Raw genomic sequence first — 19,892 nt, 5'->3', positions numbered from 1 at the left:
ATTGACCGATGGTGTTTCTCACTCTGAGTCAACCCCCGCCTACGGTCGCGTAGGTCACATCGCCGGGAGGAAAATGTCCCGCTGTGGCAGACGATTCGAGAACAAGAAGAGACAAGACATTCGGGTCGTACGCGGCGATCGGTGACAGCTTCACCGAGGGTGTGGGAGATCCAGGCCCCGACGGGCTGTTCGTCGGCTGGGCGGACCGGCTCGCGGTCCTGCTCGCCGATCGGCTTCCGGTCTCCGGTGCGACGGCCGACCCCGTCCACGGCGACTTCCGCTACGCCAACCTCGCGGTACGCGGCCGGCTCCTCGACCAGGTCGTCGAGGAGCAGATACCCCGGGCCAGGGAACTCGCCCCGGATCTGGTGACGTTCTGCGCGGGCGGCAACGACATCATCCGCCCCGGCACCGACCCCGACGACGTGGCGGAACGCTTCGAGCGGGCCGTCGCCGACCTCACCGGCTCCGTCGGCACGGTCATGCTGGCCACCGGCTTCGACACCCGGGGCGTGCCCGTGCTGCGCCATCTGCGCGGCAAGATCGCCACGTTCAACGAGCACACCCGGGCCATCGCCGACCGCTACGGCTGCCCCGTGCTCGACCTCTGGTCCCTCAGGACCATCCAGGACCGGCGGGCCTGGGACGGCGACCGGCTCCATCTGTCGGCCGAGGGACACACCCGGGTCGCGCTGCGCGCCGGGCAGGTGCTGGGCGTCGAGGTGCCCGCCGACCCGGACCAGCCGTGGCCGCCGCTGCCGCCGCGCGGCACCCTCGAAGTACGGCGCGACGACATCCACTGGGCACGTGAGTACCTGGTGCCCTGGATCGGACGCAGGCTGCGCGGCGAGTCGTCCGGCGACCATGTCGCGGCGAAACGCCCTGATCTTCTCCCTCTGGAACACTGACGCGGCGCGGGGGCGGGGCGTTCCCGTACGGCTTTCGCCAGGGCTTCCCGTACGGCTCACTCCGTCCCGCGGCTCACGCCCCCGCCGGGATCCGCTCCAGCACCCCGCCCGCGAAGACGTCGTACAGCGGCAGCGTCTCCAGGTGGACATAGCCGATATGGCAGTCGCACACCGCGAGGGGACAGGCCCGCGGCGCCAGTGCGCGGCGGTACGAGCCGTCGTAGAGGTTGCCCAGCTCGGCGGGGACGAAGTGGCAGCGCCGTACCGTGCCCCCGCCGTCCACCGAGATCACCGACTCGCCCGTCCGGCACGGCAGCCCCGCCGAGCGGTGCGGATGGCGGCTGTACGGGAACAGCGGGTCCAGCTCCGTCCACCGCGCGGCCTCCTCGTCCGTGTACGTGTGCCCCTCCGCCGCGTTGATCCACAGATAGACGTGCGGCGGCAGCTCGGCGCGGAGCCGGCGGGCGTGCTCCAGATGCGCGTCGAGGCCGACGACCCCGACGCTGAACCGGACGGAGCGCTCCGCCAGTTCGTGGGCCTTCGCCAGGAAGCGGTCGTACGGCGTCTGCCCCGGGTGGTACGTGCACCACAGGGCGAGCTTCGCCGGGTCGGCGTCGGCCAGCCACCGGGTGCGGAAGCTGAGATTCGTCTGGATGGCCACCCGGCGGACGTGCGGCAGCAGCGACAACTCCGTGAGCGCCCGCCGGTACCAGGAGCGCACCAGCCCCTCGCCCCAGGGAGTGAACAGCACGGAGAGCCGGTCGTCCGTCGCCGCGGCGGCCCAGGCGGTGAACCGCTCCAGGGCGGCCCGGTCGGCGCGCAGCTGCTCCTGGCTGTCCCGCCGCTTGGCGAACGGGCAGTAGGGGCAGTCGTAGTCGCAGGAGGCGAGCGGACCGCGGTAGAGGATGGTCAGGTCCATGGGGCTCCCTCGCGCTACTTCGACGCGTACGCGGCCATCGCGGCCCGTACGGCGGGTGAGAACAGCGCGGGCCCGAGCGCGTCGGAGTGCGCGAGCCCCTCGGGGGAGAGCCGCAGCAGCCCGGGGCCCGCGCCGGCGTCCAGCCAGCCGAGCTCCGCGAACCGGTCCAGCTCGGGGCCGAAGTCCTCGCCGGGCGCGGCGCCGAAGCGCGCGCGGTACTCCGCCACCGGCATGCCCCGCGCCTGGAGCAGGGACTGGAGCAGATGGCGGCGGCGCGCCTCGTCCCCGTCGACGCGGCGGCCCACCTCGGCGCGCGAGAAGTCCGCCGTCTCCGTGTAGGCGTCGATGATGGCCCGTATCTCGCTCATGCCGACGGCGTAGTCGAAGGAGTAGTGCAGGCGCGAGGTGTACGAGCGGGCCCCGCAGCCCAGTCCGATCATGCCGTCGGTCTGGCACGCGTGGTCGTCGGAGCCCTGGGGCGGCGCGTCCCGGCGGCGGAACATCCGCATGGACACCTGCTCGTACCCCTCGGCGAGGAGATGGTCACGGCCCTGCCGGTAGAGGCCCAGCCGCTGCCGGTCCCACTGCGCGTCGCCGCCCGCGCCGAGCCTGCCGAGGCCGGTGAGCGGGCGTACGTACAGGGGGTAGAGATAGAGCTCCTCGGGCCGCCAGGCGAGCGCGGCGTCCAGCGAGTGGCGCCAGGTGGTCGCGGTCTGGCCGTCGATGCCGTAGATGAGATCGATGTTGAGGACGGGGATCCGCGCGTCCCTGATCCGGCCGAGCGCGGCCTCCACCTCCGCGCGGCGCTGCGGGCGGACGGCGGCCCGCGCCTCCGCGTCGACAAAGCTCTGGACGCCGATGCTCAGCCGGGTCGCGCCCCGGTCGGCGAGGACCGCCAGCCGGTCCGCGGTGGCGGTGGCGGGGGAGGTCTCGACGGAGAGCGGGACGGCGCGCAGATCGGCGCCCATCCGTTTCTCGGCGAGGTCGCAGAGCCGCTCCAGCTCCGCCGCCTCCAGATAGGTGGGCGTGCCGCCGCCGAAGGCCGCGGCGGCGAACCGTACGGGTCCCTCCGCGTCCAGCGCGTCTCGTACCGCCGTCGCCTGCCGGTCCAGCGCGTCCAGATAGCGCGTCGTCAGCTCGCCGGGAGCGCCGATCCGGGTGAAGAGATTGCAGAAGCCGCAGCGGACCTCGCAGAACGGGATGTGCAGATAGAGGGAGAGCGCGTCCTTGCGTTCACCGGCCCACTCCGCGGCGAGCGCCGGGCGGTCGTCGAGCGGGCGGTACGCCGTCTTGTGCGGATAGGCGTAGACGTAGCTCTCGTACGGACGCGGAGTGTTCGTGGGGAGGGCGGGCGACGGCGATGTGGTCATGGTGCGGTCCCGTGCTCAAGGAAGAAGTGGGCGTACGGCACGGTCCAGACGGACGGGTGGGCCAGCCGGTGGCCGTGCCAGCCGTCGTCGCCGTAGGCGGTGCCGTGGTCGGAGCAGACGATCGCGAAGCACCGGCGGCGGCTGCTCGCGGCGGCGAAGAGCCGGCCGATGTGCCGGTCGACGTATTCGAGCGCGGCGGCGTGCGTGGCCCGGGTGTCGCCCGCGTCCTGGGTGGCGCCGGGGTGGTGGAACCAGTTGGGCTGGTGCAGCGCGGACACGTTGACGAAGAGGAACAGCCGCCGCTCCGGGGCGAGTCCGGCGACGACCCGCTCGGCGCGGGCCACCTGCGCCTCGAAGGAGACCGGGGACGCCACGCCGAACTCCGGCTCCCAGTGGCTCTCCTGGAACAGCCCGGGCAGGACCGAGCCGAGCGCGCTCCGCCGGTTGAAGAAGCCGACGCCGCCGACGCAGACCGTGCGGTAACCGGCCGCCGCGAGACCCGAGACCAGGTCCGGGGTGTCGTAGACGAATGTTCCGGCGCCCGTGGACTCGCTGCCGCCGAAGCGCGCGGCGAACAGCCGGGGGTGCGGGCCCTGGGCGGCCGGGGTCGGCAGGAAACCGGCGAAGATCGCCTGGTGCGAGGCGTAGGTGAAGCTGCCGGGGGCGTGCCGCTCCTCCCAGCCGCCGGCCGGCAGATGGCGGGCGAGATGCGGGATGCGGCCCGCCGCGGCCAGCTCGCACGCCACGTCGAAGCGCAGCGTGTCGAGGGTGACGAGGAGCAGGTCGTCCCGCCCGACGACCTCGTTCATGTCGGGAGCGGCCGCCGGAGTGGTCGCGGGGGCGGGGGACCCGGGACGGGTGCGGGATGTCATGCGAGGTGTCCGCACGGCCGCTGCCCCGGTGTCCCGCGCTCCGCCCGCCGGGGCAGGGCCGCGAGCTGCGCCGCGTAGGTGTCCAGGCCCGCGGCCTCGCGCTCCGGCAGCCCGGTGAGGCCGGGCAGCAGATCGCCGAAGGCGTTGACCTCCGCGACGGAGTACCGGCGCCAGCTCGGGGCGGGCAGCAGATCGACGCCCACGCAGTGGGTCGCGGGGAAGCAGGCCGCCGCCGCCTCGCACATCATGAGAACGGTGGAGAAGCTGCCGCCCGCCGCGTCGATCGTGGCCCGCAGCGCGTCGAGGTCCCCCCGGGCCCCGCCGAGGTGGAGGTTGGTCATGGGCGAGGTGCTGGTACGGACGACCACGTGCGTGGCGCGGCCCGCGATCACCACCACCCGCAGATCGGCCTCGCGGCCGTGCTGGCTCCCCTTGGGCACCCACTGCTCGATGTGCAGCCCGTCCGGCGCGAGGGTGTCGACGATCGCCGCCACCGCCCGCTCGTCCGTGTAGCGGCGCACCCGCAGGGAGTTGAAGAGGCGCCCGGCGTCGTCCAACTCCACGGAGGTCGTCGCGCTCACCCGCCCCGGCCCCGCCGTCCGCACGGCGAGCACCCCGGACGCGGACGAGCCGTGGGCGATCTTGACGAACGCCCGGGACAGCCCGGCCTCCGCCATCAGGGTCCGTACGTCGTCCCACCCCGACACGGCCGGCGCGACCGGTCCCGAGGTGGGTGACAGGGGGACCTGGACCCCCGCCGTGCGCAGCACCCCGTGGGTGAGCCGCTTGTCGAAGAGGACCGCCAGCTCGTCCGGATCGTCGAGCAGCTCGGCCCCGGCGGCCGTGGCCGCCCGGCCCAGGTCACGGGCGGCCGCCGTGAACCGCTCGTACCAGCGGCCCGTGCCCTCGACGCGGGTCTGGTCGTCCGCGCCGCGCAGCAGCCGGTCCACCTCGGGGTCCTCGCCGGGGGAGTCGATCCGTACGGTCTCCCCGGCGCCGAACGCGGCCCGGCCGCGCAGCACATCGAGCCAGCCGACCTCCCGGGCCGGGGCCAGCCCGGCGGCGCGCACGGCGTTCTGGAAGAGGGACAGGCGGCGGTTGCCGGGGATCCCGACGACGGTCAGCCGCGGCTCCGGGGCCTGGCCGCTGAGGTAGGCGCTCATCGGTTACTCGGCCACCGCCACGTAGCGGTGCTCCTGGTCGCCCCAGCTGTCGGGCACCTCGGCCCCGGACAGGTCGACCTCCACACCGGCCGCGCCGAGCGTGGCGGCCAGCCGCGCCTGCATCGCCTCGCTCAGGAAGTGGTGGTGCACATCGAGTTTCTTCAGATGGGTGAGCGGCTGGCCCCCGAGGAGTGCTTCCGCGCCCTCGTCGCCGAAGGTGCCCATCGAGAGATCGAGGCTCTCCAGGCCGACGACGACGGGGGCGCCGGACAGCGCGACGGCTATCTCGTCCTGGATGACGCTGTTGCGCAACGCCAGATGGCGCAGCCGGGGGAGCCGGTCACCGGCCAGGACGGGCGCCAGGTCGGACACGTCCGCGTTCGCGCCGTATTCGTCCGAGCCGAGCCAGAGGTCCAGCCGCTCCAGCGCGGGCAGGTCGCTCGCGCCGATGCCGCGCACCACGTCGGCGTCCAGGCCGCCGGTCTCGACGGTGAGCGAGCGCAGCCGCTCGTGCCGTACGGGGAGGAAGTCCAGGTCGGTCCCGCCGCGCGCGCCGAACTCCTCCAGCCCGGGGTACGCCTCCAGCAGCGGGGAGAGCCGGCTCTGGTTGATCCAGGAGATCTCACAGTCCTGGTACGTCATGTCGCCGACGAACAGGGCGCGCAGTCCGGGCAGCCCGTCGCGGGCCGCGACCAGCGCCGCCACGATCGACTCGGAACCCGATTCGTACGCGTCGCTCCACGAACCGACGACCAGCGCCCGGACTCCGGTGGTGTCGACGGTCGTGGTGAAGCGGGCGAACGCCTCCTCCCACGACTCGTTCGCGTCGTACGCGTCGACCGAGACGCGCCAGGCCACCGAGGCCGGGTCCGGCAGCTCCCCGGCCCCTTGCTCCCCGGCCGCACGTCGCTCCGTCCCGTCGGCGCCGGGGAAGTCGAACACGGGCAGGCCGTACAGCTCCCGCAGGTAGTGGTTGACGGTCACGTCGAACGCTCCAGACGCCGGTGGGCGGTGATCGGCTGATGTGGATGCAGTTCTACCAAGCGGCACTGACAGCCCCGTCCGGAGGGGGCGGAGCCCGGCGGCCGGAGCCGCGTTGTCAGACCCTCCGCCTAGCGTCGTGGACAGATCGGCGCACCGGGCGCCGGCGGTGGAGGGGAGAGCCATGTTCCGGCAGGGAGACGTGCTCATCGCGCCCGTCGCGGAGGAAGCCGTGCCGTCGTATCTCGTGGACGCCGCCAAGGTGCCCGGCGAGCCGAGGGACGCACGGGGCCGGCTGGTCCTGGCGTTCGGAGAGGTCACCGGCCACGCCCACGCGGTGCCGGGCCCCGGCCGGCTGATCCGGGAGTCGGGTGACGCGGCCGGGCCCGTGTACCTGCATCTCCCGGACGGCGGGCGGGTGGTGCACGAGGAGCACGCGGCGATACCGCTGCCCAAGGGCTGGTTCCGGGTGGTGCGCCAGCGGGAGTACGTGCCGGGCTCGGTGCGCCTCGTCGCGGACTGAGCGGGCGGGGCGGCAGCGATGACGAGCGGCGGAGAGCCGGCGTTGACGACGGGGACGACGAGGACGACGGGGACGACGGGGACGACGGGGAGCGGAACGATGACGACGGCGGTGACGACGATGATGACGGCGACGACGCATGACGTGGACCGGTGGCGGGCTGTCGCGGCGGCGACGGGCGGTGCCGACCGGCGGGCCGCCGAGGAGGGGGTACGGCTCGCCTACCGCAGGGCGGGGCTCGCGGAGCCGGAGAAGTTCGTCTGGGCCGGATCGCCGCTGGCCGGGGCGCGGGCGGCGCTGCTGCTCACCGGTGCCGGACGCGCCGTGCGCGACGAGTTGCGCACGTACCCCTGGGCGGAGGAGCGGCGCCGCGTGCACGACGCGCTCGGCCCCGACGGCTGGGCCCGGCACTGGAACGCGACGGGTGCCAGGCTCTGGGACACCACGCGAGCGCTGGCCGACCGGATACGCGCCGGCATCCTGGACGCGGTCGAGGAGGACTCGCCGGAGACCGGACCGGCCGGGCCGGGGCGCCGGAACGGAGGCGGGGCCGGGGACCGGGACGTGTTCGGCGCGCGGGCCACGGTCCGGACGGTGCTGTTCGACGCGGTGCTCGGCCAGCACGACGCGGCCTGGCTCGCCGCCTTCGACGGCCACAGCGAGCGCCTGGAAGGGCTCGCCGAGGTGGCGCGGCACGCCGGCTGGTGGTGGCCGTACGAGAACGCGGTGGTGGTGTGCGAGCGCCCCGTGGCCCTCCACCGCGACGAGGCGGGGCGGCTGGACCGGGGGGACGGCCCGGCGATCGCCTACCCCGACGGCTTCGCGCTGTACGCGTGGCGCGGCATGCCCGTGCCCGCCGCGTTCCTCGACGAGCTGCCCTCGCTGACCCCCGAGCGGATCCGTGCGGAGCCCAACGCCGAGCTGCGCCGGGTGATGCTGGAGCACTACGGCTTCGAGCGCTATCTGAGCGAGTCGGACGCGCGGCCCGTCCATCGGGACGAGACCGGCGTCCTCTGGCGGATCGCGCTGGACCGCGACGAGGATGTCGCGATGGTCGAGGTGGTCAACTCCACGCCGGAACCGGACGGCACCCACCGCACCTACTGGCTGCGGGTGCCGCCCACCGTCCGCTCGGCGAAGGAGGGTGTGGCCTGGACGTTCGGACTTGAGGCGGAGGCGTACGCACCGGTGCGTCAGACGTGAGCCGGCGCGCTCGGGGCCGGCCCCGGAACGGGCTTCGGGGCCGGCCCCGAAACTGGAACCGGTCCCGGTCCCGGTCCCGAACCCGGTCCCGAGTCCGGGTCCGGCCCGGAGCCGGGTCCGGGTGTCACCTTCCGGCGGCGAGCAGTTCGTCCCGGCCGATCAGGGCCTCGCTGCCCTCGGCGGTACAGGCGTACGCGCCCGCGACCGCGCCGAGCGCCGCGCTCCGTTCGAGGTCCAGGCCCGCCAGCCGCCCGTACAGGAAACCGCAGACGTACGCGTCCCCCGCGCCGTTGGAGTCCACCACCGGCGCGGGCGGGGCCGTCGCGGGGACCGGGCGCGGGGTGCGGCCGCCGTCGCGGGTCATCAGGTAGGAGCCGCCGGCGCCGGCCGTCGCGATCACCGCCTCGGCCCGCCCCTCGCGCAGGATCTCCCGCATCACCGAGGCGATCCGCTCGCCCGCCCCGGCTGCGCTGAGGAACACCAGGTCGGAGCGGAAGGCGAACTCCCGGTGGTAGTCGTCGAGTCCGTCCCAGTCGTGCAGATCGGTCGAGACCGGAAGGCCCAGTTCCGCAAGATCGTCGAAGAGGAACCGGGTGAAGTTCGTGATCGACAGATGGACATGGCGGGCGCGCCGCAGATGCGGCAGATAGAACTCGCGGGGCATCCGCAGCTTTTCGGGGTCCCGCGCGTCGTGGAAGGACATCCGGCGGCCCGTTCTGTCGACGAGGTTGACCGCGCGCCGGGTGCCCTCCGGCGAGATCAGCGCCTCGAAGTCCACATCGCCGGCGGCGAGCCGCTCCCTGACCTGTACACCGGTCCAGTCATCGCCTATGTAGTCGAGGAACTTGACGTTCAGTCCCAAGTTCCGGCAGCCCAGGGCCACATTGCCGCCGGTGTGCCCGGGCCATTCACGGATCGGCCCCACCGGGACGGAATCGGCGAGCGGTACCGGCAGCGAATCGACCCGGACGACGGTATCCACCCCGCTGCCCCCGACGACCAGCACATCGTGGTGGAACCGGTCGTTCTGAGCGGTCTGCGGCTGCGTCACAGTCTCCCTTTCACGGTCCGGACGGTCCGACCGCCCCCAGTATGGCCGTACCACCCGCCGCCCGGCGAAGAGACGCGACCCGCGCTCCGGGCCCGCGCTCCGGGTCCGCAAGATCACGCGGATCGGCGGGCATGACCGGGAATCCCTGGGGCAGTGACGAACGTTGGACGGGCGTACCCGGGACAGGGCGGGCGTGAAGGGATTGCGATCACTCACCCCGCACAGATGAACACTCCCGGCCATAATGGGACAACACCGAACCTCCAGGAGGTGCTGTGACAGGCGCTGGTTCCCCCCTTCCATTGCGCTCCCGGCTGCGCTCGCTGCGACCCGCTGCCTTCGGGGCCGACTCGGCGGGGGAGCGGCTGGAGCGGATCCACCGCTCGCCGAACTTCGCCGACGGGGTGTTCCAGAACCCCGTGGGCGCCAGGACCAGACCGTCCGGGGCCTCAGGGATCGAGTTCGCGAAGATCTACTTCCAGAAGGAGGCGCGGGCCCGGCGCTCCCCGATCGGCACCATCCCCGTGCACCCCACGACCCTCGCGGACCTCGCCGCGCCCCCGGCCTCGGGCCTGCGGCTCACCTGGATGGGGCATTCGAGCGTCCTCGCCGAGATCGACGGCCGCCGGGTGCTCTTCGACCCGGTGTGGGGGGAGCGCTGCTCGCCGTTCTCCTTCGCGGGCCCGAAGCGGCTGCACCCCGTCCCCGTACGGCTCGCCGCGCTCGGCCCGGTCGATGTCGTCGTGATCTCCCACGACCACTACGACCACCTCGATCTGCCCACGATCCGGGCCCTCGCCTCCACGGACACCCTCTTCGCCGTGCCGCTCGGCGTCGGAGCCCACCTGGAGAGCTGGGGCGTGCCCGCGTCCCGGCTGCGCGAACTCGACTGGAACGAGTCCACCGAGGTCGCCGGCATCCGCCTCACCGCCACCCCCGCGCGCCACTTCTGCGGGCGTGGCCTGCGCAACCAGCAGCACACGCTCTGGGCTTCCTGGGTCGTGGCGGGGCCCGACCACCGGATCTACCACAGCGGGGACACCGGCTATTTCGCCGGCTTCCAGGACATCGGCGCGGAGCACGGTCCGTTCGACGCCACGATGATCCAGATCGGCGCGTACAGCGAGTACTGGCCCGACATCCACATGACCCCGGCCGAGGGGATGCGCGCCCACCTCGACCTCCAGGGCGGGCGGCCCTCCGGCGTGATGATGCCGATCCACTGGGGGACGTTCAACCTCGCCCCGCACCCGTGGGCCGAACCGGGCGAGGGCACGGTCGAGGCCGCCGCGGAAGCCGGCGCCGGGCTCGCGCTGCCGATCCCCGGCCAGCCCTTCGAGCCCACCGGCGACGCCGTCCCCGACGCGCCCTGGTGGCGCTCGGTGGCCGCCATACCGGCCGGTGGCTGGCCGGAGTACGCCAAGGCCGCCCCCGACGCCCTCGTCGCCTCGGCCGGTACGGCGACGGGCCCGGCGGCCGGGAAGCCCGTCACGGGAAAGGCGGAGGAGACGGCCGAGACCACGTCACCCGCGTGAGGCCGAGGACGTAAGGCTCCGGTGGCGTACGGCGGCGACGGCCTCCCGCGCCACCGGAGCCGGGGCCGGCCCGTCAGACGAGGACGACCGGGATCCCGCGCTCCTCGAAGCGGGCGGCCCGCTCCGCCGCGCCCGTGTCGGTGATGAGGGTCCCGATGTCCTCCACCGGACAGATCCTGGCGAACGCGCGGGCGCCCAGCTTCGAGCTGTCCGCCACCACGACCAGCGTCCGCGCCCGCTCGGCGAGCAGCGCGTTGATGCTCGCCTCGTGCTCGCTGTGCGCGCCCGCGCCCTCCTCGGCGTCCACCGCGTCCACCCCGATGAAGGCGAGGTCCAGGCTGACCTCGCCCAGGATGTGCCGGGCCAGCGGGCCGACCAGTTCGTACGACTGGTGCATCGCGACACCGCCGGTCGTCACGATCTTGATGTGCGGCCGTACGGCCAGCTCATGGGCGATGTTCAGCGCGTTCGTGACCAGTGTGACCGCGGGCTCCTCGGCCGATCCCGCGAGATCGCCCCGGGTGGCGACGGCGCGGGCCACCTCCGTCGTCGTCGTACCGCCGTTCAGTCCGATCACCATCCCCGGCTCGACCATCGCGGCCGCCGCCCGCGCGATGCGCTCCTTCTCCGAGGCGTGCCGCACCGCCTTGTAGCGCAAGGGGAGTTCGTACGCGACGGAGTGGGCCACGGCCCCGCCCCGGGTGCGCGTCAGCAACTGCTGCTCGGCGAGGTGGTCGAGGTCGCGCCGTACGGTCGCGACGGACACCCCCAACTCGGCGGCGACGGCCTCGACCTCGACCTGGTGCCGCTCGGTCAGCAGCTCCAGCAGGGCCGTGTGCCGCTCGTGGCGATTCACCGCATCACCGCATCCTTCTCGGCGCGTCCCTCGCGACGCGTCCCTGTCGACGTCGACCGGCCCCGGCCCCGGCACTGTCCGGCCGGATCCGGCTTCCCGGGCCGTCCCTGAGCGTACCGTGCGCTGCTCGTGCTTGTTTCTGATGGAAAACCTGCTCTAGCATGCAGAAAAAATCATAGCGAGCCGATGACCGGTCATCAGGCCGGGGAACGGAGAGCACCTATGGCTCAGGCGACTCATGTCGAGACGGAACTGGCCGACCAGCCGGCCTGCTGGCGCCGCGCCGCCGGGCTGGCCGCGGACGAGGCGGTGGGCGGCGCGCTGCCCTCGCCGGGCGAGCGCGTCGCCGTCGTGGGCTGCGGCACCTCGTTCTTCATGGCCCGCGCCTACGCCGCCCTCCGGGAGGGCGCGGGGCAGGGGGAGACCGATGCCTTCGCCGCCTCCGAGTTCCCCTCGGGGCGCCGCTACGACCGGATCGTGGCGCTGACCCGCTCCGGTACGACCACCGAGGTGCTGGCCCTGCTCGCGGGCGTCCGCGGCACGGTCCCTACGACCGCGATCACCGCGGACCCGGCCACACCGGTCCGGGACGCCGCCGACGACCTGATCGTCCTGGACTTCGCCGACGAGCGGTCCGTCGTCCAGACCCGCTTCGCGACCACGGCGCTCACCCTGCTCCGGGCCCGACTCGGACTGCACACCGACGCCGTCGCCGCGGACGGGGAGAGGGCGCTCGCGCTGCCGCTGCCGGACGGCCTCACGGAGTGCACCCAGTTCACCTTCCTCGGCCGGGGCTGGTCGGTCGGGCTGGCCGAGGAAGGCGCCCTCAAGATGCGGGAGGCCTCCCTCTCCTGGACGGAGGCGTACCCGGCGATGGAGTACCGGCACGGCCCGATCAGCATCACGACCGCGGGCACGGCGACCTGGGTGCTCGGGGACGCCCCCGACGGCCTGGCGGAGCAGGTCGCGGCGACCGGCGGGCTGTGGGTGGCGGGACGCCTCGACCCGCTGGCCGAGCTGGTACGGATCCAGCGGCTCGCCCTGGCGATCGCGCGGCGGCGCGGCCTCGACCCGGACAGTCCGCGCCATCTGACCCGCTCTGTGATCCTCCCGGCGTAGCGGGAAGCCGCGGGAGGCGGAGCGCGGTACGAACGGTCCGGCCCGGCGCCACGCGCCGGGCCGCACGCGTGCCGCCCCGCAATCCCCCTGGGCTATTTCGGGCTGATGTGCGATGACTCATACCGGAGCGGGATGCTCTGTGGGCAACTTTGTCAACTGCCCACCGCGGATGACCGCTTGGCGACTACCGTGTGTGCTCGGTGATCAACGGAGGGCTCGTCCGGCATGCGCCGGTCCTGTCGCCGCGCCGTGAACCAGAAGACCGCCGCCGCACCAGCACCAGCACGATGCCGATCCTGGGGCCCCAGTACCGAGGACACAGATGTCTCACCTACGCGCACCTGTCGCGCGGCCGGAGCGCCGGGAGGGCGGACGGCACGGCCGGCCGGGCCCCCGCTCGCTCTCCTCCGCGGCCCGGGCGGACGCGGCGACCCCGCAGGACGCCCGCATACGGCCCCAACTCCTCCGTGCCGAACTCCTGCGCACCGCCGTCCTGCCCGCGATAGTCGCCGCACTGAGCGGCGCCGCGGCCGTGGTGCTCGTCCTGCGCACCACCACGGTGGAACCCACCGCCCCGGTCTGGACGGCCCTGCTGGGCACCGCGCTGCTCGCCTTCGCCGCCGTCGCCGCGGCGGCCCTGGGGGCGGAGCGCACCGCGCGGACCGTCCTCGGCCGGTGCACCGCGCTGCGCCGCTCCAGCGCGCGCGGGCAGGCCGAACTGCGCGACGTCGTCGAGCGGCTCAGGCGCGGTGAACGGGTGCCCGCGCCCGCCGCGCCGCCCACCGCGACCGGCCACGGCGGGGATGAGTTCGACCTGCTCGCGGCCGAACTCGGCCGCTCGCGCGAGGCCGCCGTCGGCGCGGTGATCCAGGCGTCGCGGCTCTCCGGCAGTGTCGGCGACGAACAGAAGGTGGAGGTCTTCGTCAATCTGGCCCGCCGCCTCCAGTCCCTCGTCCACCGCGAGATCCAGCTGCTGGACGACCTGGAGAACGAGGTCGAGGACCCCGAGCTGCTGAAAGGTCTCTTCCAGGTCGACCATCTCGCGACCCGGATCCGCCGGCACGCCGAGAACCTGGCCGTCCTCGGCGGGGCGATCTCCCGGCGCCAGTGGAGCAGGCCGGTCACGCTGACCGAGGTCCTGCGCTCCGCGATCGCCGAGGTCGAGCAGTATCCGCGGGTCAAGCTCGTGCCGCCGATCGAAGGCACCCTGCGCGGCCACGCCGTCGCCGATGTCATCCACCTGCTCGCCGAACTGGTCGAGAACGCCACGTTGTTCTCGTCCCCGCATACCCAAGTGCTGCTGCGCGCCCAGCAGGTGACGGCGGGGCTGGCGATCGAGGTGGAGGACCGGGGGCTCGGCCTGCACGTCACCGAGCAGCGGAAGATGAACGCGCTGCTCGCCGACCCCGACCAGGTCAATGTCGCGCACCTCCTCCAGGACGGGCGGATCGGCCTCTTCGTGGTCGCCGCACTGGCGCGCAGGCACGGGATCGCGGTCCGGCTCCAGACCAACATCTACGGCGGGATCCAGGCCGTACTGGTCCTGCCGCAGACGCTCCTCGGCGCCGACCCGGGCGAGGACCCGGACCACGCCGACCCGGCCCATGCCGAGCCCCCGGCCCATGCCGAGCCCCCGGCCCACGCCGGGCACCCCGCCCCCACGGAGCGGCCGGGCTCTCCCGTACCAGGGTCTCCCGCGCAGGAGAGCGGTCGGCTCCCCGTCGAGCGGCAGGCGTACGCGGCCGCGCCTGCGCCGCGCCAGGAGCCCGCGCCCGCCGCGCCGTCCCCGGCGCCCCCCGGCGGGCCCGCGCCCCTGCCCGTACGGAGCGCCCACACCGAGCGGCCCACCCCGGCCGACGCCCGCCCCGGAGCCCGCCACGCCGCGCGCCCCGAGCCGCCGCCCGCCCCCGTGATCCCGGTCAGGCCCCTGGCCGAGCCCACCGGTGACGGCATGATCCGCTCCACCGCGAGCCGGCCCCGGCTGCCCCGGCGCCGCGGGCAGGAGCACCTCGTACCGCAGCTACGGGACGCCCCCGCGCCGCCGCCCGCCGGTGAGCCCGCGCTCCACGACCCCGGTCTGATGGCCGCCTTCCGGCGGGGCATCGGCCTCGCCGAGTCCCAGCCCGCCGTGCGCCCGAGGGAAGCGGCACCCCCCGCTCCGGAACCGCCGGAATCACCGCGCCACGACACCACCCCCAAGGAGTAGACACACCATGGCGAGCGATGCGCCGACCGGCCATGTCACCGACCTGGACTGGCTGTTGAGCGGCCTGGTCCAGCGAGTCCCGTACACCCGCAGCGCGGTGCTGCTCTCCTCCGACGGTCTGGTCAGAGCCCGGCACGGACTGGACCCCGACAGCGCGGACCACATGGCGGCGCTCTCCTCCGGCCTCTACTCGCTGGGCCGCAGCGCCGGGATCCGCTTCGGCGACGGCGGTGAGGTCCGGCAGGTCGTGGTGGAGCTCGACTCCACCCTGCTCTTCGTCTCCACGGCGGGATCCGGTACCTGTCTCGCCGTGCTGGCCGGCCGCGAGGCCGACGCCGCGGTCCTCGGCTACGAGATGGCGATGATGGTCAAGAGCGTACGGCCGTATCTGGCGACGCCGCTGCGGCACGAGGCCGGTGTCTCACCGAGCGGCACGGGGCGCTGACCGTGCCGCTCTCCACGGACGGGCCGTGGCTCGACGACGCGGCGGGCCGGCTCATCCGCCCGTACACCGTGAGCGGTGGCCGGACCAGACCGACGGCCGCCCTGGACCTGCTGACACTGGTGATCTCCACCGGGACGGCGCCCCAGCCGCACCTCGGACCCGAGCACGCCCAGGCCGTCGTCCTGTGCGCGGGGCCGACCTCCGTCGCGGAGATCGCCGCGCAGCTCCGGCTCCCCGTGACAGTGACCAAGATCCTCCTCTCCGATCTGGTGGAGTGCGGGGCGATCACCGCACGGCCGCCGGACAGCTTCGACCACCCCACCGACCGTTTCCTGCTGGAGGCAGTGCTCGATGGTCTACGACGACAGCTCTGACCCCTGTTCCGCCGCCCAGCCCTTTCCCACCGCGCTGAAGGTCCTTGTCGCGGGCGGGTTCGGCGTCGGCAAGACAACCTTCGTGGGGGCGGTCAGCGAGATCGCGCCGCTCAGCACGGAGGAACTGCTGACCCAGGTCAGCGCCGCGACCGACGATCTGACAGGCGTCGAGACGAAGACGTCGACGACGGTCGCGATGGACTTCGGCCGGCTGACGCTCGACGAACGCCATGTGCTGTACCTCTTCGGCACGCCCGGACAGGAACGCTTCTGGTTCATGTGGGACGAACTGTCCCGGGGCGCGCTCGGCGCGATCGTCCTCGCCGACACCCGGCGGCTCGAATACTCCTTCTCCGCGGTGGACTTCTTCGAACAGCGGGGCATCGGATTCGTCGTCGCCGTCAACGAGTTCGACGGTTCCTACCGTTACGAACCGGAGGAGGTGCGGGCCGCGATAGACCTCAAGCCGGAGGTGCCGATCGTGCTCTGCGACGCGCGTATCGCCAGTTCCGGCATCCGCACGCTGGTCACCCTCGTCCAGCACCTGCTCACCTCGTACCCGGCGCCCGCCCCGGCACCGGCCCCGTTCGCGCTGCCGCCGCCGTCCCCGACGGTCTTCGCGCCCGCGCCCGCACCGGAGCTCGCCGAATGAGGCGGTCACCCGCGCGCACCCCGAGTGCCGGAGAACGCGGATGAGATACGACCCGATCGCCCGGCTGCTGCTCACCCCCGTGGACCAGGAGGCGTCCGAACGCGTGCTGCGGCTGCGCGGGCTCGGCCTCGGCGACCGCCCGGAACCGGCGCTCGACACCTTCGCCCAGCAGATGGCACAGCTGACGGGTGCCCCGTACGCGATGGTCAACTTCCTCGACGAGCAACGGCAGTTCTTCGCCGGGCTGCACACCCCGCCGGGCGGGACCGGGGAGCGGGTCAAGCCCCGTGACCACGGCTACTGCCCCTATGTCGTGGTACGGCGCAAGGCGCTGGTCCTGGAGGACGTCCGCGACTTCCCCCGGTTCGCCGGGAACGCGCTCGTGGACGAGACCGGCATCCGCTCCTACCTCGGGGCGCCCCTCATCGACCGTACGGGACTGGCGCTCGGCACCGTCTGCGTGGCCGACACCGAACCGCGGCGCTGGGGGCGGACCGGGCTCGACACCATCAAGTCCTGTGCGGCGCAACTGATGTCGCAGATTCACCGCCGGGAGGACGGCCTGGCCTGATCCACATGACAGACCCCAACCTCGGGACAGCCTCTTGACCACAGGGACGGGCAGTCACTAGCGTGACGGATCACCTGGCGGAAAGCGCTTTCCGGGTCTCGGTCCCAGACTCTGGGCCAAGTGTCGGCCGAAGCGCTTCGCGGCAGGTTCCCGAGTATCCCCAAGGCGCAGCGCACGTGACAACTACCCGGTTGCCCCGAGGAGTTCACAGTGAGCCAGAGCGTCCTGCCCGCCCCTCCCTCTCCCACTCCCTCGCCGCAGCGCGTCAGGCCGGGCGCCGGGGAGCGGATCGCCCGCGCCGTCGAGGCCGGTAAACGCCCCGTCGCGCTGCTGGTCGGCTGCGGTGTGCTGTGGTGGGCGATCGCCGCCGCCGAGCTGGTCGAGCCGTATCTCGTCCCCTCGCCGGGTGCCACCCTCGACGTACTGACGGGGAAGGCGGGGTACCTCTGGCACCACACCTGGGTGACCACGTACGAGACACTGCTCGGCTTTCTCATCGCCGCCGTGGTCGGTGTGTTCGCGGCGGTGGTGATGGTCCGCTCGTCGACCGTGGAGCGGACCCTCTACCCCCTGCTGCTCTTCGCCCAGGTGGTGCCGAAGATCGCCGTCGCACCGCTGTTCGTGGTCTGGCTCGGCTTCGGGATCACCCCGAAGATCCTGATCGCCGTCCTCATCGCCTTCTTCCCCGTGGTGATCTCGATGGTGACCGGACTCAAGGCGGTCGACCCGGAGATGCTCCAGCTCTCCGCGACGATGGGCGCGAAACCCTGGCAGACCTTTGTCAAGATCCGCTTCCCGGCCTCGCTGCCCCATCTCTTCTCCGGGCTCAAGGTCGCCGTGACCCTCGCGGTGACGGGCGCGGTCGTCGGCGAGTTCGTCGGCGCCAACGAGGGGCTGGGTTATGTGATCCTCCAGGCGAACGGCAATCTCGACACCCCGATGCTCTTCGCGGGGCTCCTCGTCATGTCGCTGATCGGTGTGGTCCTCTTCGCGCTGGTCGAGGCCGCCGAGAGGCTGCTGCTGCCCTGGCACGCGAGCCGCCGGGACACCGACGTCACCACCACCTACTGAGTCACGAGACACACCGCGCACGTCAGGCACGACGCACGACAGGCACGGCGCACGACACGTACTGAGCACGACACTGATGAGCACGACACGCACCGCGAGCCGCACGTACTGAGCACGACTCGACCCCGTTCCGGGAAGGGCCACGCCATGCACCCGCGCAGACTCCTGATCGGTTTCGTACCACTGCTCCTGATCGCCGCCACCGCCTGTGGCGAGGACGGCGCGGGGACCTCCACCAGCGACTCGGGCAAGAAGCTCGACGAGGTCACCCTGACGCTCAACTGGTATCCGTACGGCGAACACGCGCCGTTCTACTACGGCAAGCAGCGGAAGATCTTCGAGAAGCACGGCATCGACCTGACGATCAGGGCCGGCCAGGGTTCGCAGAAGACCGTGCAGGCGACCGCCGCCGGACAGACCGACTTCGGCTGGGCCGACACCCCCGCCGTGCTCAGCGGGGTGGACCAGGGCGTCCGGGTGAAGAGCCTCGGGGTCTTCCTCCAGACGACGCCGTCGTCCGTGCAGTTCTTCGAGAGCGAGAACGTCACCACCCCCGCCGACCTCAAGGGCAAGACCATCGCGGGCACGGCGGGCGACGCGCTCACCAAGACCTTCCCGATCTTCCTGGAGAAGAACGGGCTGAAGGAGTCGGACGTCACGATCCAGAACACCGACCCGGCGGGCAAGATCGCCGCGGTGATCTCGGGCAAGACGGACGCGCTGCTCGGTTACGCCAGCGACCAGGGCCCGACCATGAAGGACAAGGCCAAGAAGGAGGTCTCGTACCTCCGCTTCTCCGATCACGGCCTCAACTTCTACTCCAACGGGCTGATCGCCGGGCAGCGGATCCTCGCCGAGCGCGGCGACCTGGCCCGGCGCATGGTGCGGGCCGTCAGCGAGTCGTGGGCGGCGGCCGAGAAGGCACCGGATCCCGCCGTCGCCGCGATGGACGGCGCCTCGGAGCAACTGCCGCCCAAGAACGTCCTGTCGGAGCAGTTCGCCACGACGGTGACGCTGCTGCACACCGACGCCACGCGCGGCGCCGCCCCCGGCGTCAACACCGAGGGCGACTGGCGGCGGACCATCGACATCTTCGCGCAGGCCGGACTGGTGAAGAGCCCGAAGGCCGTACAGGAGTACTGGGACAGCGGCACGGCGCTGAAGGGATAGGGCGGAACACACCATGGCCAGGGACGCGAAGCTCCAGGATCCGGCGGCGCGGCAGGACGGCGCGCACCACACCACCTTGCCCCCGGGCGCGCCCGCGGTCCGCCTGGAGGAGGTGGCCGTCCGGTTCCGTACGAAGAAGCGCGAGGTCACCGCCTTGCACGAGGTCTCGCTCGATGTGGCGCCCGGCGAGTTCGTCGCCCTCGTCGGGCCCTCCGGCTGCGGCAAGTCCACACTGCTGAAACTGGTGGCGGGCCTGCTGACCGCGTCCGGGGGCGCCGTACAGCTGCACGGCCGGCCGGTCGAGGGGCCGCGGCACGACATCGGTTACGTGTTCCAGCGCGCCGCGCTGCTGGAGTGGCGCACCGCCCGCCGCAACATCCTGCTCCAGGCGGAGATCCGGCGGACGGACGCCGCCGCGGCCCGCGAGCGGGCGGACGAACTCATCGCGATGACCGGGCTCACCGGCTTCGAGGACGCGTATCCGCACGAACTCTCCGGCGGCATGCAGCAGCGCGTCGCGCTCTGCCGGGCGCTGCTCCACGCGCCGCCCGTGCTGCTGATGGACGAGCCGTTCGGGGCGCTCGACGCGCTGACGCGGGAGCAGCTCAACATGGAGCTGAACCGGATCTGGCGCGAGACCGGCACCACCGTGCTGCTCGTGACCCACTCCATCTCGGAAGCGGTCTATCTCGCCCAGCGGGTGGTGGTGATGAGCCCGCGCCCCGGCACCATCACGGAGATCATCGACGTGGGGCTGCCGGCGGAACGGGAGTACACGGAAACGCTGGGGCGCCCCGAGTTCCGCGCGGCGACGACCAGGATCCGGGGACTGCTGGGGGCGGCTTCCGCCCAGGAGTGACGCGGCTCGACGGCAGGAGCCGGGTCCGTGCCGAGGCACGGACC

General features: G+C 72.8%; 20 protein-coding genes. 13 read left to right on the top strand and 7 right to left on the bottom strand.

The annotated features are described in order from the left end of the window. The first annotated feature begins 83 nt into the window (after nt 1–83). Nucleotides 84–908, top strand: coding sequence for an SGNH/GDSL hydrolase family protein (locus ACFTZC_RS21165; RefSeq protein ID WP_382891901.1), 825 nt, complete (start codon nt 84–86; stop codon nt 906–908). Nucleotides 909–981: 73 nt separating this feature from the next. Here ACFTZC_RS21165 and ACFTZC_RS21160 read toward each other — a convergent pair whose 3' ends face one another. From ACFTZC_RS21160 to ACFTZC_RS21140, 5 genes are read right to left on the bottom strand one after another with little or no spacing between them, the layout of a single operon-like run. Further along, on the bottom strand, nt 982–1,827 hold the full coding sequence (locus ACFTZC_RS21160) for an STM4011 family radical SAM protein (RefSeq protein ID WP_382891899.1): 846 nt from the start codon (nt 1,825–1,827) through the stop codon (nt 982–984). Between the two features lie 14 nt (nt 1,828–1,841). Further along, nucleotides 1,842–3,197: an STM4012 family radical SAM protein gene (locus ACFTZC_RS21155; protein ID WP_382891897.1), complete on the bottom strand. Its 1,356-nt coding sequence runs from the start codon at nt 3,195–3,197 to the stop codon at nt 1,842–1,844. Next, nucleotides 3,194–4,006 carry an STM4013/SEN3800 family hydrolase gene (locus ACFTZC_RS21150; protein WP_382892125.1) on the bottom strand — a complete coding sequence of 271 codons (813 nt, stop codon included), beginning with the start codon at nt 4,004–4,006 and terminating at the stop codon, nt 3,194–3,196. Before ACFTZC_RS21150 ends, ACFTZC_RS21155 begins: the two co-directional genes overlap by 4 nt. Before the next feature lie 59 nt (nt 4,007–4,065). Beyond that, complete coding sequence (locus ACFTZC_RS21145; protein ID WP_382891895.1) at nt 4,066–5,232, bottom strand: STM4014 family protein; 1,167 nt, start codon at nt 5,230–5,232, stop codon at nt 4,066–4,068. A gap of 3 nt (nt 5,233–5,235) precedes the next feature. Further along, on the bottom strand, nt 5,236–6,216 hold the full coding sequence (locus ACFTZC_RS21140) for an STM4015 family protein (protein WP_382891893.1): 981 nt from the start codon (nt 6,214–6,216) through the stop codon (nt 5,236–5,238). 181 nt (nt 6,217–6,397) lie between these two features. On the opposite strand from ACFTZC_RS21140, the gene ACFTZC_RS21135 reads away from it, so the two are divergent. Continuing rightward, nucleotides 6,398–6,736 carry a hypothetical protein gene (locus ACFTZC_RS21135; protein WP_382891891.1) on the top strand — a complete coding sequence of 113 codons (339 nt, stop codon included), beginning with the start codon at nt 6,398–6,400 and terminating at the stop codon, nt 6,734–6,736. Nucleotides 6,737–6,835: 99 nt separating this feature from the next. Continuing rightward, on the top strand, nt 6,836–7,939 hold the full coding sequence (locus tag ACFTZC_RS21130; protein WP_382891889.1) for a DUF6745 domain-containing protein: 1,104 nt from the start codon (nt 6,836–6,838) through the stop codon (nt 7,937–7,939). A 124-nt stretch (nt 7,940–8,063) separates the two neighbouring features. On the opposite strand, the gene ACFTZC_RS21125 is transcribed toward ACFTZC_RS21130, so the two are convergent. Continuing rightward, nucleotides 8,064–8,942, bottom strand: coding sequence for a carbohydrate kinase family protein (locus tag ACFTZC_RS21125; protein ID WP_382892123.1), 879 nt, complete (start codon nt 8,940–8,942; stop codon nt 8,064–8,066). Nucleotides 8,943–9,265: 323 nt separating this feature from the next. Between ACFTZC_RS21125 and ACFTZC_RS21120 the strand changes: the two genes are divergently transcribed. Further along, nucleotides 9,266–10,525 (top strand): MBL fold metallo-hydrolase, encoded by a 1,260-nt coding sequence (locus ACFTZC_RS21120; RefSeq protein ID WP_382891887.1) that lies wholly within the window; start codon nt 9,266–9,268, stop codon nt 10,523–10,525. Between the two features lie 73 nt (nt 10,526–10,598). On the opposite strand, the gene ACFTZC_RS21115 is transcribed toward ACFTZC_RS21120, so the two are convergent. Next, on the bottom strand, nt 10,599–11,381 hold the full coding sequence (locus ACFTZC_RS21115; protein WP_365819614.1) for a DeoR/GlpR family DNA-binding transcription regulator: 783 nt from the start codon (nt 11,379–11,381) through the stop codon (nt 10,599–10,601). Between the two features lie 222 nt (nt 11,382–11,603). Between ACFTZC_RS21115 and ACFTZC_RS21110 the strand changes: the two genes are divergently transcribed. The 9 genes from ACFTZC_RS21110 to ACFTZC_RS21070 all read left to right on the top strand — a co-directional run bounded on the left by ACFTZC_RS21110 (nt 11,604) and on the right by ACFTZC_RS21070 (nt 19,848). Further along, nucleotides 11,604–12,500 carry an SIS domain-containing protein gene (locus ACFTZC_RS21110; RefSeq protein WP_382891884.1) on the top strand — a complete coding sequence of 299 codons (897 nt, stop codon included), beginning with the start codon at nt 11,604–11,606 and terminating at the stop codon, nt 12,498–12,500. A 322-nt stretch (nt 12,501–12,822) separates the two neighbouring features. After that, complete coding sequence (locus ACFTZC_RS21105) at nt 12,823–14,706, top strand: ATP-binding protein (protein ID WP_382891883.1); 1,884 nt, start codon at nt 12,823–12,825, stop codon at nt 14,704–14,706. A gap of 7 nt (nt 14,707–14,713) precedes the next feature. Continuing rightward, nucleotides 14,714–15,151: a roadblock/LC7 domain-containing protein gene (locus tag ACFTZC_RS21100; protein ID WP_382891881.1), complete on the top strand. Its 438-nt coding sequence runs from the start codon at nt 14,714–14,716 to the stop codon at nt 15,149–15,151. A gap of 2 nt (nt 15,152–15,153) precedes the next feature. After that, the gene (locus tag ACFTZC_RS21095) at nt 15,154–15,525 is read left to right on the top strand and encodes a DUF742 domain-containing protein (RefSeq protein WP_382891879.1); all 372 of its coding nucleotides are present in this window, start codon (nt 15,154–15,156) and stop codon (nt 15,523–15,525) included. Beyond that, nucleotides 15,503–16,177: an ATP/GTP-binding protein gene (locus ACFTZC_RS21090; protein WP_382891877.1), complete on the top strand. Its 675-nt coding sequence runs from the start codon at nt 15,503–15,505 to the stop codon at nt 16,175–16,177. Before ACFTZC_RS21095 ends, ACFTZC_RS21090 begins: the two co-directional genes overlap by 23 nt. Before the next feature lie 40 nt (nt 16,178–16,217). Continuing rightward, complete coding sequence (locus ACFTZC_RS21085; RefSeq protein ID WP_382891875.1) at nt 16,218–16,748, top strand: GAF domain-containing protein; 531 nt, start codon at nt 16,218–16,220, stop codon at nt 16,746–16,748. 210 nt (nt 16,749–16,958) lie between these two features. Next, nucleotides 16,959–17,819 (top strand): ABC transporter permease, encoded by an 861-nt coding sequence (locus ACFTZC_RS21080; protein ID WP_382891874.1) that lies wholly within the window; start codon nt 16,959–16,961, stop codon nt 17,817–17,819. Between the two features lie 147 nt (nt 17,820–17,966). Further along, on the top strand, nt 17,967–18,989 hold the full coding sequence (locus ACFTZC_RS21075; RefSeq protein ID WP_365820509.1) for an ABC transporter substrate-binding protein: 1,023 nt from the start codon (nt 17,967–17,969) through the stop codon (nt 18,987–18,989). Between the two features lie 13 nt (nt 18,990–19,002). Beyond that, nucleotides 19,003–19,848, top strand: coding sequence for an ABC transporter ATP-binding protein (locus tag ACFTZC_RS21070; protein ID WP_382891871.1), 846 nt, complete (start codon nt 19,003–19,005; stop codon nt 19,846–19,848). The last annotated feature ends 44 nt before the right edge of the window (nt 19,849–19,892 follow it).

Source organism: Streptomyces sp. NPDC056987 (genome assembly GCF_042673865.1).
Lineage (GTDB): Bacteria > Actinomycetota > Actinomycetes > Streptomycetales > Streptomycetaceae > Streptomyces.
This window is presented reverse-complemented; position numbering and strand designations above follow the sequence as displayed.

Excerpts from the sequence above, each read along its gene's own strand:
- ACFTZC_RS21160 (WP_382891899.1), bottom strand. The coding sequence starts at position 1,827 with ATGGACCTGACCATCCTCTACCGCGGTCCGCTCGCCTCCTGCGACTAC.
- ACFTZC_RS21155 (WP_382891897.1), bottom strand. The coding sequence starts at position 3,197 with ATGACCACATCGCCGTCGCCCGCCCTCCCCACGAACACTCCGCGTCCG.
- ACFTZC_RS21150 (WP_382892125.1), bottom strand. The coding sequence starts at position 4,006 with ATGAACGAGGTCGTCGGGCGGGACGACCTGCTCCTCGTCACCCTCGAC.
- ACFTZC_RS21145 (WP_382891895.1), bottom strand. The coding sequence starts at position 5,232 with ATGAGCGCCTACCTCAGCGGCCAGGCCCCGGAGCCGCGGCTGACCGTC.
- ACFTZC_RS21135 (WP_382891891.1), top strand. The coding sequence starts at position 6,398 with ATGTTCCGGCAGGGAGACGTGCTCATCGCGCCCGTCGCGGAGGAAGCC.
- ACFTZC_RS21130 (WP_382891889.1), top strand. The coding sequence starts at position 6,836 with ATGACGACGGCGGTGACGACGATGATGACGGCGACGACGCATGACGTG.
- ACFTZC_RS21110 (WP_382891884.1), top strand. The coding sequence starts at position 11,604 with ATGGCTCAGGCGACTCATGTCGAGACGGAACTGGCCGACCAGCCGGCC.
- ACFTZC_RS21105 (WP_382891883.1), top strand. The coding sequence starts at position 12,823 with ATGTCTCACCTACGCGCACCTGTCGCGCGGCCGGAGCGCCGGGAGGGC.
- ACFTZC_RS21100 (WP_382891881.1), top strand. The coding sequence starts at position 14,714 with ATGGCGAGCGATGCGCCGACCGGCCATGTCACCGACCTGGACTGGCTG.
- ACFTZC_RS21090 (WP_382891877.1), top strand. The coding sequence starts at position 15,503 with ATGGTCTACGACGACAGCTCTGACCCCTGTTCCGCCGCCCAGCCCTTT.
- ACFTZC_RS21085 (WP_382891875.1), top strand. The coding sequence starts at position 16,218 with ATGAGATACGACCCGATCGCCCGGCTGCTGCTCACCCCCGTGGACCAG.
- ACFTZC_RS21075 (WP_365820509.1), top strand. The coding sequence starts at position 17,967 with ATGCACCCGCGCAGACTCCTGATCGGTTTCGTACCACTGCTCCTGATC.
- ACFTZC_RS21070 (WP_382891871.1), top strand. The coding sequence starts at position 19,003 with ATGGCCAGGGACGCGAAGCTCCAGGATCCGGCGGCGCGGCAGGACGGC.